This window comes from Rheinheimera sp. A13L, assembly GCF_000217935.1.
Lineage (GTDB): Bacteria > Pseudomonadota > Gammaproteobacteria > Enterobacterales > Alteromonadaceae > Pararheinheimera.
The window spans coordinates 78971-92398 of record NZ_AFHI01000004.1 but is presented as its reverse complement, the minus strand read 5'-3'; the positions used below and the strand labels follow the sequence as shown (position 1 = coordinate 92398).

Here is a 13428-nt window from a genome sequence, read left to right as displayed (position 1 = left end):
GCGATTTCTTGTCATTGCCAAATAGTCCGGAAAAAATACAAGTTAGCCTCACGCTCTACCGCTATTAAATTGAAACATTCATACATTAAAAAACACCAAGCTCATCACTCTGTATGAAATAAAATTTCACACCAAAAATTACTTATGCTTCCTACTTCCCCCCCTGAACCTACTTAAGATGCGTTTTTCAAAAAAGTAAAAATAAATAATTATCCATAGAGTAAGAAACAAAAATCTCAACACCCAGTTTTCTTGAGGTATTAAATCAAAATAAAAAACAAAATAAGATGCAAAAAAAGTTAAAACAACGTACAAAGAACGATAAATCATCATATAATTTCACATTAAGATAAGAGGGTGCACAACGTACACCCAATTAAAGTTTAGAAAAAAATTAATATGGACCGCCCGAGGTCAGTCCACTATTAATAATATTTGTTATATCGCTCTGATTATAGACAGGAGCAGGAGACATATAACGATCCTGAGCTATGGTTGCGAGGAAATACTGAGATCCAGCGGCCCCGGCAACACCTAATGCTGGATGAATAAGGCCGGCAGCAGCCCCCAACCCAGTCACTGTTGCTTGCGCCAATGGAGAGAGCGTTTGCCCTTTCACGAGATATTCATCATTATACCCAGTGCCGTCAGAGTTATAATTTGTACCAGACTTGTTACCACTCGCTGAAGAACTTTTACTGTTAGCGCCAGCACACTGCACGTGACTTAGCATTTCCATACTTATTTCTTGCATATTAAATATATCCTTACGTCTACTAAATTATAAATATTAAAACAGCCAGCTAAATCCAATCACCTCCTTCCATTAAAAAATAAAAAACCCATACAACATCATTCAAATTTAATTTAGCCCAATGGATATAATATAAACTCACTCAAACAATGCACTTTGTTCGAATTAATACTCATCGCCACATCATTCACCATCAGAGCGCCAAACATATCGATTACAGGTACCAATCGACAGCACTGTGAAGCATGAAAATAATTCAGGAAATTACAACGTTTTTCAATAATACATTTCAAAATAGTTCACAACAACGCAGCAGATAACGCCACGCCACACGGAAATAAACTCATAACTTCTTATCAAAAAAATAGCAAAACACTGTAAGCAGTACTGCGAAAAACGCTATTAACCAAGAATCAATATCGAAATACAATGCATCAGGAGTCCTTAATATTAGAAGAAAAATAAATAAGGGAACCCCTCTATATAAAATGGATTTTTTAACTCGCTCAGATTTCATTACATTTACTCCTGTATTTCTATGACAGGAATGCACCAGTACACAGCTGCCAGAGAGCCTTATCAGTTGTTGCCGTAATATGCACTCGTACCAACTAAAGCACCAACAAGTGCTCCGGCAGCAGCAGGTCCTGGCCCACCGAGAGCGCCTCCAATTGCACCTATTCCCGCATATCTGACAACAGTTGAGAACAAGTTATTATTATTGGACGTCCAGTGTTTTGATTTATCAAAACCGTCGTCCGAGTCGTTGTAATTTGTTCCCGATGAATTTTATGAGCTATAGTTTGTACCTGTATTATTTCCGGCAGCGGAAGTTACCTTATTATTTGCTCCAGCACACTGCACGTAATTCAACATGTCCATACTTATTTCTTGCGTAACATCCCTCTCTTTATTGTTACAATGTCCAACCTACTCAAGTTCCATACAATTTCATTCAGAACAAGTTGATGTTCCATTGATATCTTCTCTCTGAGTTCACCAAAAGTGATGCACCCCGAACTATGTATAATGGTTACTATGTTCAGCCCAACATCATCAAGGTCGAGTTTCATACCATTGGCAATTAAATAGTTCTCTGACAGACCATATGCTTTGTTAGCATTTAGACTTAGTGTCATATCATCCGCTATAGTATTCACAGCAGGGTTGCCAAATATATCTATGGCCGGTGCTGACGGAAGGCGTTGTGAAGCATAAAAATGATTCAGAAAATCCTGATACTTCTCAGGGTTTAACAGCAATGCCGACATGTGGTCAGCGAGCTCTTTTAAAGTGGCCAGATCATCCTCCCCACTATCCAGCGACTTCCGTGCAGCAGGCAGATTTGGCAGTTGAGTCATAATCCATTCCACATAATTGATCGCAAAAGGCGGGAATGTACCAACGGCCAGATGGAATGTTTCCTCGCCAACTGGCATAGGGTTATGCCACCAGCCTCTTGGCAGATAAAAGATATCCCCGGCTTCAAGCATAAACTCCATATACGGAGTGTCAGAGCATGGAAAAGATTGCTCCAGATCTTTGCTCTGTTGCATAAATAAAGGGTTTTCAAAACTGGGAGGGTACACAGTCCATTTCTTGCGACCAATCAGTTGGAGTACAAACACATCACGCGTATCCCAATGATTTCTGAATGAATCCTTTTCGCCAAAAGCCGCATAGGAGCTCACCACTGTCTGACGGCCACAATAAGCGGCAATTTGTTTTGCCAGATCATCAAACAAAGGTTCACCAACAATCTTGTTATCTATCAGTGTGGCACCTTGCCTCAACAGCTTATATAACGAGGATTTATTCAGTCTGTGCCTCAATGTACCTACATCAATGTACGACTCCACATATTCGCTTTTGGGCACAATGCCATTTAGCGATAACTTAAAATCGTCAGAGTTGACATCACGACCTGTCAGGATCTGATTCACGTCCTGCCAACTGATTAAATCCTGAGCCAGGCATCCCTTCATCAATAGTGGTTTTTTCTCCTGATATAAATTCAGGAACTCTTCTGGCGACACTTTAAAGTTAATATCCATGCTTCTCTCTACGCAGCAGCTCATTACAATTTCCCTTTCAGGCTAAAAATGGGTTCCAGCAACCAGGCTAATAAACTACGCTGCTCCAGCACTATGTCGGCACTTAATGACATACCCGATTGCAACTGGACAGAATTGCCAAATGCCTGAATATGCTGTTGATCCAGAGTCACAGACACTCTGTAAACAGGCTCCTGCACCACAACAGGCATATCGAGTTCCTGGGGTAACACTATGGTCTGAGCTGTCTTGGTGACTTCCCCTTCATACAAGCCAAATCGCTGATAAGGAAAGGCATCAAAACGTAAGCGGGTACGTTGTCCTGGCTGGATAAACCCATAAGCTCTGGTAGGGACAAGCAAAACGGCTTCCAGTTTGGCATCCAGCGGCATAATGGTTAACAGGGTGAAACTACCTTGAACACTGGTGCCAATCTCGGCCATTAAGTTGGTGACTCTGCCGCTGACAGGAGCGGTCAACAACAACTGCCCCCGGGCGTTCAACTCAATTTGCTGTTGGCTCAGCCGTGATATATCGCTGTCAAGCAATGCCATTTGCTGTTGATGTTCAGCGGGTAAGCGTTCTGATAGCCCTTTCACCTGAGCAATCTGTGTCAGCTGGCTTTGTTCACTCGCGTTCAGTTCAGATAGTTGTTGCTGGATAGTCAGATGCAGTTCGTGCTGTTGTTGCAGATCATTAGCAGAAACCGCCCCCTGAAGGCTTAAACTCTGATAATTCCGGTAACGTGCCTGATGCAGCTTCAGCCGTTGTTGCACTAATTGCTGCTGAACCACAATGTCCTTGAGTAAGTTTTGACTCAAAGTCAGACGATTTTTCAGCTCTGCTTGCTGTTGTTGATACTGATCAAGCGATTGTTTTTTTCTCAGGTGCACCAGTTCAATTTGCTGTTGCAGGGCCAACGCCAGACTTTCGGTCAGACTCTGTCCTTCGGCTAAGTTATCCTGCATTTGGAGCAACGCCAGATGTTGTCCGGCTTTGACTTGTTGACCATCTTCAACATAGAGTTGACTGATCACACCCGGGCGGGGCGAAACTATTTTGGCTAAACCTGTATCGGGTTTTAAATAACCAATCACTGTTTCTTTACGATGAAAGGAGCTCTGACTTAAAAAGCTGATGATTACAACGACAAGCAGCAGAAAAACAAGGGTCAGTACACTGCTGCTTATAGGTTGAGCAATAATAACTTCACCATCCAATCTGGCGGCTTGCTGCTTTACTGCAGCTGTACGAAAAAAATCCATTTCAGACATCAGGCTCTCAAAATCAATTAATTAACAGTTTATTCCTAAACCAGTAACTTTTGGCGGCGCGGATGATATTGAGAATCACTATCAAAAACAACTGTAATTAACTGAATTTAATGGGCGGGCACACTGAGCGACTAAAGACTGATCGATTTCAGTTCAATACGCATACATCAGTGTAATTGTTCGTCAATGTCTATCTGCTTGCTTACAGGCTCAGTCGCAGCAGCCTGTTGATAAGTTCTGACATCAAATGAGATTTCAGGTGATAAAGGAAAAGGCAATTTTGGTTTTGACCACTATCTGCAGATTTATGTCGTTTTCCTCAGGTGCAATGTAAATTCTTCCGGTGATACAGCTTTTGACCATAAATAGCCCTGAGCACAGCTGCACCCCGCCTGCTGCAACAACATCAGGCTTTGTGTGTCTTCCACTCCTTCGGCCACAGTATGTAAACCTAAACTGCTTGCCAGCTGAATGATGCCGTTGACCAGCGCTAAGTCTTTTTTATTGTGACCAATACGGGCCACAAAAGAGCGGTCTATTTTTAAACTGTTCAGACTAAACTGGCTTAAATAGCCCAGATTGGAATAGCCGGTGCCAAAATCATCAATAGCAAAGCGCACACCCAAAGCAGACAACTGATCAATGTGTTGTTTCACTAAAGCCGTATCATCAATCAGCACAGACTCAGTCAATTCCAATTCCAGCCAATGTGCCTCTAAACCAGTATCTGCCAGCACTTGTGTCACCACTGCTGGTAAATCACCTTGCTTAAACTGCATGGCGGAAATATTCACCGCAATACCTAAAAGAAAACCTGACTCTTGCCATAGCTTTACCTGGGCACAGGCTTTTTGCAGCACAAAAAGCCCAAGCTCCTGAATTAAACCGGTTTCCTCTGCCAGAGGTATAAAAACGTCTGGTGGAACAGCCCCCAATTCTGCATCAGACCAACGCAATAAGGCCTCTGCCCCACTGATCTGATTGGTTTTTAAATCATAGGTCGGCTGGTAGGCCACAGTAAAAAGCTGCTGCTTTACCGCCACACGTAAGCGCATCATCAGGTTAAATTTATCCAGCTGTTGCTGCTCCATGTCAGAGTGATACCAGCAAAATCTGTTACGCCCCATTTTTTTTGCCTGATACATAGCCGTATCCGCTTTTTTGCAAAGCAGATGAAAATCAGTGCCATCTTGCGGCGCTCTGGTAACCCCAATAGAAGCAGACAACTGAACTTTATGCTGCTGTACTACAAATTCCTGCTGACAACTGTGTAATAAGTTTTGAATGCGTTGCTCAAGCTCAGCCGGATTTTGCCACTGGCTTATAATCACCACAAACTCATCACCACCAAAACGACTCAGTACATCCTGCTCTGACAACTGGCTTTGCAGCACCGTCGCCAGTTGTTGTAATACTTCATCACCCGCCTGATGACCCAGGGCATCGTTAATAGGCTTAAAATTATCTAAATCGATAAATAACAAAGCCACAGATTGCTGTGCACTGGCGGCCACAGCACGCTGAAAACCCAGTTCACATTGAGTTCTGTTGACCAGACCTGTCAGCGGGTCGTGCTGAGCCAAACGCTGAATTTCCAGCTGGGATTTCACCACCCGTTCGTTTTCTTGTTTTAACTGCAGCAACACATCTTTGGTATCCCGGGCTATCAGCCTCATGGTTACCCCACTGACCAACAACAGAAGATTTAAGGTGATAAAAGTATTTACTGTGGCCACTGCAGGACTAAAAGAAAGCCAGTCATACAGAGCTGCCAGGGCCAAAAAGGAACAAAATAGCAGGATAAAACCAAATAACAGCAGATAAAAACGCCGGCCACTGTACATAGCCGCATAAGCCAGCACCAGCGGATAACCCAGCAGCATCAGATCAAAAATACCCGCATTGATACTAATCAAACTGCAGATCATTAACGTCAGCAGCCACAACAAAGCCCCAATGGCAAAGCGGATTTTACGCCGCTGCAGCAAAATTAAAATGCAAACCAGGCCCATAGCTGTCGCCATTAAAACCGTGGTGGATTTAGGACCGGAAGCAGCTGCGCCGCAGATCACAGCAAGCAGACAAATCCAGACAATTTGTTTCAGTCGCTTTAACTGTTTAGCAGTTAAAGCGGTAATATCAGAGCCAGCTGAAAATTCAAATAAGGTCCACTGCTTCATATTCTGCCTTGTCTCTGCATTGCCAGCATACTGCTGTCATTTCCCACTAGAAACGATAAAACCTGCAATACCAGGCTGGATGTCAAGAATACCAGACTGCTAACAAATTAATACAGTCAGAGTTGGGTTAATTTGTTATGAAAATAGTTTCAGACCTTTGCTTCATGAATAAAAACACCGGCACTAAGTCCGGTGTTTTAGCGTTCAAATACAAAGAAAAAGTGGCGACGTCTATACCCAGGTGACTGAAAAGCAGAAAGCAGTAACGGATCCCACCCTGTGTTTTTGCAGTTAAAGGCTAAACCTAACCCCTGCGTTTGTTTAGGGAAAAATTCAGTAAAAGAGGGACTTACCTTGTGGATATTTAGACAATACTATCTTTAGTCAGTTGTACTCATTTCTGTTTCAGCAAATGCAACACAATAGGGATATTTCATGCAAGGTGAACTTCAGCGAAAAATACTCAACAGATGCAAAGTCGTGATGTTTTGTTTGTTTTGCAGCTCAGCCAGTGCTGCAATGCAGCCGAGTTTGACTGAGTTCCGCACTTTCTCTGATCCAAATGGTCAGTTGTATTTAGAGGCCCCCAAAGATTTTGTGCTTATAGCCGCAGAAGTAAACATTCCTTTGATGGTCAGTAAAAAATATGGCTACCTGAAAATTATCCAGACGCCAACAGGCTGGGGACTTGAACCTGTCACCTATGAACAATGGAAAGCATTGCAGCTGACAGAAGGCCACCCTTTTGTGGTTTCAGCAAACAATACAGAGCAGCCTGATAAAGTGTCTTTGAATGTGGTGAATCAACCTTTTTCTGTATTTGTTATTAGCGGTTTAAATTCTGTGTTCTCCTTCTCTGCCTTTAATTCAGACGGTACAGCTTATAATCCTGCCGATCTAACCCGTCAGACCATCTATAACTACGACAATAAAGGGCGTTTACTCAGTACAACAAAATAGTCTAAGTAATTTTCACCACAGTTTTTTGTTGTTCAATACAATTTGACACCACAAATAATAAAACGGAGCCATCCTTTCCCGTATAGCGCTTTGCTTATCGGGATTGCGCGATAAAGCATCCGTCACTTTAGTTCGGGCCATTTGTGCTGCCATTGAACTCTATGGCAAACCACGGGTGATACGCACTGACAACGAAGCCGTGTTTACCTCCAGAACTTTTAGTTGGGCTTTGAAATTCTTAGGTATCAAGCATCAATGCGCGGAATTAGGTTGTCCTTGGCACAAAATTGCTTTTCCAATTTTGAACATCGAAGCGCAGCGACGATGGTCCGGGGGGTGAGCAATGGCACATTGCGAATAAAACGGACGGATCGAAAGACTATTCGGGACATTAAAAAGGCACATTGGTCAAGTCTTGATCGCTCAAGGCGATGAACTCACTCAACGTTTGGCTGAATTTCAGTTTTGGTATAACGCCATCCGTCCACACCAAAACCTGAAGGGCCAGACACCAGATGAAATCTGGCATGGCAAAGCAATACCTCAGACCAAAAACTGGAACTATATCGAATTCTGGAATGGAGTGCTGCAGGGGTTTTATGCCAGAGAGTAAATTCGGCAAAGGAGCGCAACAAAACAAAAAACACTGTCCGCGCAGGATAGAGGCAACGGCTACCTGAATAGCAGCGGTTTGCTTAAAAAGAAGATATTTTTTAAGGAGTGCTAAAAACTCTGATCTCTTTCAGAGATTTTTAGTTAGAAACCCAAGCCAGATTGTTTAACTTTCAAACAAAATGGCGTTGCCAAACCCCTCAATAATCCTGCCGGACACTCGGACGGGACAACACCGTTTCTACAAGCAAATATCTGAAAATAAAGCTCTAGTTTCCATCCAGTCTTCGCTACTGCAGAGCCTATACACTAAACGCTTTCTGAGCTTCTCATATGCTGGATTCTTATGCATTATGTATAGTAAATCTCTAGCATAATGTTCTGTGCGAGAATAATCATTAGTAATAAAAGTTAATTCAAGAAGCCGGTATTTAGCGTTCACTTCCTGACTAACTGTTAGCACAGTTTTTTGCTCAATCAGATTTATTAGCTTTGTCTCTGCTGCGGCAAATTTCTTAGCCCGAATATCATCATTTGCAAGAGCTATTATGGAGTTAATATCTTCACTGCAACATAATGCTGATGAAAATAAAGCAACAGAGAACAACAAATATCGAATCAGCATCCTTCTTTCCCTGTAAAGTTGGAACATATAATCCCATGAATATATTGCTCTCTCGCATGTACAGCGCGAATGTACTATCCCACAACGCCCCAGTTTTTCAGGTCGAAACCGTTAGAGTACTTAACATATGCACCTTGCCCTAGTTGAAAGCAACACCAGGGTCAGGTCTTGCTCTGTGCTCCAGTATTAAGTTAATGGTCTTACATTGAAAATCAAACTCATACTCTTAAAGGGAAAATCTTAACTCAATCAGTTTTTGACTCGGCTAACGAGCTCCAATATGCCAAGATTGCATCTGGGGCACGGGGCAAGACTTGACCCCGTTTGCGTTAACCACTTCAGTGACGCCCTTGCCATTCAGATGGTTTTTCCTTGATCAAGGGAATGCTGTTTGCTTTCAAACTAAAAAAACCGGCATAAAAGTCGGTTTCTCTAAAAACAAAAGAACATTACTTTTGCAATGACTGGTCCCTGATGGCTTTAAATCCTTCGCTTAACAGCCTGTAGAATCAGTTTTTTTGACGACTTTTCTGCAATTCTATTACAGAGTCCAGAACCTTGCCGTCGAACGCCTTATCCAGACCAAAACCGAAAGACAGAGTAAAACCCAATAGCCTACAGAGCCGCCACCTGAGTCATTACTTCCTTTACCTTTAATCATTCCTGAAAAAGTTGCACTCACAGATAAACCGGAAGGGTCTGTAGCGGTAATAGAAAAACTGTAACGTCCGGGCGAAGTTGGTGTAGCCATAATCCGAGTGTCTTCACGGATAAAACCAGCAGGTAGCGTGGACATCTGGAAACTCAACGTATCCCTGTCGATATCTTCAAATACTTCAAAAAAATCCAACATATAGGTATCGCCAATATCGAGATCATTCACGCGTTCTCCCGGTTTAACTCTTGGTGCATCGTTAATATTATGCAGGGAAAATTCATAAGGCAGATTCATATTCCACAGATCATTACTAAAGGTGAAATTCAGATTAAATTTTGGATTATAAAGAGCCAAATCATTTGATGTATTCAGTTGCCAACTGGCATCACCGGTTTTTAGCTGCAAAAAACGCAGACTGAACAAATGAGCATTCGCTGTTTCTTCAGCATTGACCACTAATCCGTTTAAAGATGTCAGATGATTATTTAAATCTAAGATTATATTTTCATCCTGAAATGCATCGACAAGAATATCCTTATTAGTGAAGTTAATTTGTGGCAAATCCAGACGATGCCATACGATTTGATCCTTTGATGACGTCAACACATAACCATTTTGAGTTGCATGACGTAATGCACCACCTAAATTCACTAATGACGAATCCTGCCCAGGTCTTATAGCCATAGCTATAGTAAAACTTTCATTAAACCTGAAGAATTCAAAAGCATTGCTGGGGCATAAAATATCTGTTTGCCCTAAAAAAAGACAATTGCCGTAAAAACTCGGGCCAGAAGGAGTATCAACAAAAGTACCAGCACCATCAGATAATCGAATTTGAGCTTTGCGCCCCAACACAACATCATGTTCCTCTACATATACATGAGGAACTACTTTAGATTGCTCCTCATTCAGAGAAAGGCTCCAGCTTTGTTGTAAGCCAGCCGAAGTTAAAGTAAACATCGAAGCTGTCAGTGCTGATTCTGAAGCTGCTTTTTGATAAACCAGCAGACCATGTTTAGTGGCAACCTTATATTGCATGTTCTCCGGCAGAGGTATTGGCTGACAGCCCGATGTTTCAAGATTGCTGACATTGGAACATTGCATGAAAATGCCGTCCTGAGTGTGAATCAGTAAGGTATCTTGATCTTTGAAGTAATACATATCGTAGATACTGGAACTGAAACCATGTGGATATGCCACTTCTATCTGCCGGAATTGATGTTCAGGAGTCCACAACCCCAGATATAAGGTATTGTAACGAATACCTGCAAACCACCAACTATATTCATGGTTTGCAGTTGCAGAAATATTTACTTGTTGAAACTCTGTAGTTATTAACTGAGCATAACCGCGAACAACAGGCATTTCGGATGGCTCACCTAACCAAATTTGTTTAGTAAAACCACCAAAAACTACAGCATTCACCTTTGGAAAAGATTCGGCCACAGAATGAGAAACCCCCAGCTTATGTTGCCAGGTATTACCCCTAAAATCGTAAAGGCCTGACTCTTCGTTCTTTACCCATTCATCAAACCCAAGAAAAATGCTGTCTCCGACTTTATGTAAAAAAGCAGAAAAGTTTTTATAGCTCGCTAAGCCCAAGGCTTTGTCGAATGATGAAAATTTTAGCTGTTCAACAATCTGCCCATTATTGTCGAGACGTATAACCTGCCTGGTTGCAGTGGGGTCCTGGTTTTCAACTTTATCTACCAGAAACAAAGAGTCTCTCGAGCTCTGATAAACCTCTGTGACTAAAGAAATTGAACTAATTTCATTAAGGCTTGGCAAAGCTAACGTGACAATTTTCGACAGATCCGGATGGTAAACAATCAAAGCTGAGTTCTCAGGATTCAGATGCAGGACTTGGCCATAAATAGTTTTAAATAACTCATAATGAAGGCCATTTTTCCGGTAAACCACATTTTCATAAGAGCCACACGCCAGCACCAGCCATTGGCTGGTCATAAGGAAGCCTCCTGGCGAACGACAACTCGGTGGTTCCAGCTCTTGCTGCTTGATTTGGCCATTGTCCAAAGTAAACACCCATACGGCAGTCACATACTGATTTCTGCCATGACTGACGACACCAGAATTATCAAGCGCAACAGTCATGTCCACATGCTCACCTACAGCATAAGCTAATGGCAATTCGACTTTATTTTTTATAAAAGGAGCGGATTCCGATAACTCAAACGCAGTAACCTTATCAGCCTCAATCATCCAAAGGTGCTGATCCGTGACGGCAAAATCATAAATGAACTTAGATTCAAGCTCACTACCTTCAGGCACAACGAAACGACGATTCACCCACTGCCCGTTGACAAACTCTGTCTCCATAAACTTATTATTTGCCTGGAACCAAAGATGATTGGAAGAAGTTAAACTATAAGCATCAACATCAGCTGAGGTGAATATAGTTTGTCGTTGAATTTCAGTTGCAAAAGACTGCGCTATAAATAAAAAAAACAGACCAGCTACCAGGCAGATCTTTCTCAACAACGACATAAAACCCTCTTTGATTTTGATAATCCGCTAACTTACAGATATCTGTGGCGTAAAGTTAACGATATATTGACTTAGTTTCAACTTCAAATCACGTCGACTTTTATAAAACACAGACAAAAAACCGGCTCTAAAGCCGGTTTTCATCAACAAAAACAAATCACTACTGCAATGATTTATCCCTGATTGCTTTAAATTCTTTACCAGGCAACCAGTTGGGCCAACTTTGGCTGTTCGCCACTTCTAAGCCTACCTGATAAAACAGAAATAAATCCTGTTGTGAACCCCGTAAATCCCACTTGGGATCAAACTCGTCATTGACCTTGTGGTAGTAATTTGTGACATAGTTTTTACGTTGCTGCAGGCCCCAGTCTTTACCATGAGCCATGCTGTCAATACCACCACGGGCGTACAGCATAGGCACACCTTTTTTCGCCAGATTAAAGTGGTCTGAACGGTAATAAAAACCATCCTGTGGTGTAGGTTCTGGGGCAATATAACGGTTTTGTTTTTTAGCGTATTTATCCAGTATAGGCTCCAGCTCTGAGCTGCCGTAACCAAACACCATCACGTCACGCATAGGACCATACACATTCATAATATCCATATTGATACCGGCCACTGTTTTATTCATCGGAAACAACGGATTTTCGGCATACCAGGCAGAGCCCAACAAGCCACGCTCTTCCACTGTAACAGCAAGAAAGGCGACTGAACGTTCTGGTGCCGGACCTTGCTTAAACTTTTCAGCCAGCGCTAATAAAGCAGCTACACCGCCCGCATTGTCTTGTGCGCCGTTAAAAATTTTGTCGTCGCTGCGGCTGAAATCCAGACCAAAATGGTCCCAGTGCGCCATATAAATGACAGCTTCATCCGGCTTTTTACTGCCCGGAATAAAACCTATGACGTTATTGGAATCAATTTCGCGCAGGTTGTTTTTGATACTGATGCTGGCTTTGGCATTCAGTGGTATAGCTTTAAAGTCTGGCTTTAAGGCTCGCTCTTTCATCTGTTTTAAGCTGCTGCCATTGGCGGCAAATAAACGCTCGGCGGCGTCCAGCGATAACCAGCCTTCCACTTCGGCTTTGTGCATATTGTTGTTGGCATTGGCCAGTTCAAAACGGATAGGACTGGTGCCAGCAACGACGTTCCAGCCGTAACTGGCGGCTTCAGTTTCGTGCACTATCAGCACCATAGCAGCGCCCTGACGGGCCGCTTCTTCGTATTTGTAAGTCCAGCGGCCGTAATAGGTCATGGCATTGCCGGTAAAAAGTTTGGCATCCTGAGTGGCAAAACCCGGGTCGTTCACCAGCACGACCACTGTTTTGCCTTTTACATCTAAATCTTTGTAATCGTTCCAGTTGTATTCAGGTGCCACTATGCCGTAACCGGCAAACACCATTTCGCTGTTCTCAAGCTTAATCTCCGGCAACATACGGGTCGACCAGGCCATCATATCGGTTTTGTAACCCAGAGTAGCAGCCGTTTTATTCCCTGTTAAAGTCATGCCCGATACAGCCACAGGGTCAATTTGCACCACAGGCACAGCCTGACGGTAACTGCCGTTTTTATAAGGGGTTAAACCTAAGCGTTTAAATTCAGTTTCAAGATAAGCCACAGTGCGCTTTTCACCTTCAGTGGCAGGAGCGCGGCCTTGCATTTCATCCGATGCTAACTTTTCAAAATAGCCGGAAAAGTTAGGGTTAAAGTCGGTTTGTACCAAAGCTTCATCAGCAGCACAGACTGCAAATACAGAGGTCAGAGCAAGAATGCTCCATATCTTCTTCATGTTGTATTCCTTAAAAAAGG

Annotated in this window: 9 protein-coding genes; 2 read left to right on the top strand and 7 right to left on the bottom strand. The window is 42.7% G+C overall.

Translation table 11 applies throughout. The annotated features are described in order from the left end of the window. Positions 1-394: 394 nt before the first annotated feature. The 4 genes from RHEIN_RS03210 to RHEIN_RS03195 form a co-directional block, all read right to left on the bottom strand. Positions 395-754, bottom strand: a complete 360-nt coding sequence (locus RHEIN_RS03210) for a hypothetical protein (RefSeq protein ID WP_008897536.1) — start codon at positions 752-754, stop codon at positions 395-397. Positions 755-1638: 884 nt separating this feature from the next. Then, a complete protein-coding gene (locus RHEIN_RS03205) occupies positions 1639-2808 on the bottom strand; it encodes a JmjC domain-containing protein (protein WP_008897534.1) in 1170 nt (389 codons plus the stop codon). 23 nt (positions 2809-2831) lie between these two features. Then, positions 2832-4082, bottom strand: a complete 1251-nt coding sequence (locus RHEIN_RS03200; protein WP_008897533.1) for an HlyD family secretion protein — start codon at positions 4080-4082, stop codon at positions 2832-2834. Between the two features lie 305 nt (positions 4083-4387). Continuing rightward, positions 4388-6262 carry a putative bifunctional diguanylate cyclase/phosphodiesterase gene (locus tag RHEIN_RS03195; RefSeq protein WP_008897532.1) on the bottom strand — a complete coding sequence of 625 codons (1875 nt, stop codon included), beginning with the start codon at positions 6260-6262 and terminating at the stop codon, positions 4388-4390. Between the two features lie 435 nt (positions 6263-6697). Here RHEIN_RS03195 and RHEIN_RS03190 point away from each other — a divergent pair, with 435 nt between their 5' ends. Both RHEIN_RS03190 and RHEIN_RS03185 read left to right on the top strand, forming a co-directional pair. Then, entirely contained in the window at positions 6698-7222 is a 525-nt protein-coding gene (locus RHEIN_RS03190; RefSeq protein ID WP_008897531.1) for a hypothetical protein, read from the top strand. 370 nt (positions 7223-7592) lie between these two features. Next, on the top strand, positions 7593-7835 hold the full coding sequence (locus RHEIN_RS03185; protein ID WP_083826265.1) for an integrase core domain-containing protein: 243 nt from the start codon (positions 7593-7595) through the stop codon (positions 7833-7835). 240 nt (positions 7836-8075) lie between these two features. Here RHEIN_RS03185 and RHEIN_RS03180 read toward each other — a convergent pair whose 3' ends face one another. From RHEIN_RS03180 to RHEIN_RS03170, 3 genes are all read right to left on the bottom strand, one after another. After that, positions 8076-8459, bottom strand: coding sequence for a hypothetical protein (locus RHEIN_RS03180; protein ID WP_008897530.1), 384 nt, complete (start codon positions 8457-8459; stop codon positions 8076-8078). A 541-nt stretch (positions 8460-9000) separates the two neighbouring features. Beyond that, positions 9001-11622, bottom strand: coding sequence for an Ig domain-containing protein (locus RHEIN_RS03175; RefSeq protein WP_008897529.1), 2622 nt, complete (start codon positions 11620-11622; stop codon positions 9001-9003). Between the two features lie 160 nt (positions 11623-11782). Further along, positions 11783-13408 (bottom strand): M28 family metallopeptidase, encoded by a 1626-nt coding sequence (locus tag RHEIN_RS03170; RefSeq protein WP_008897528.1) that lies wholly within the window; start codon positions 13406-13408, stop codon positions 11783-11785. Between the last annotated feature and the right edge of the window lie 20 nt (positions 13409-13428).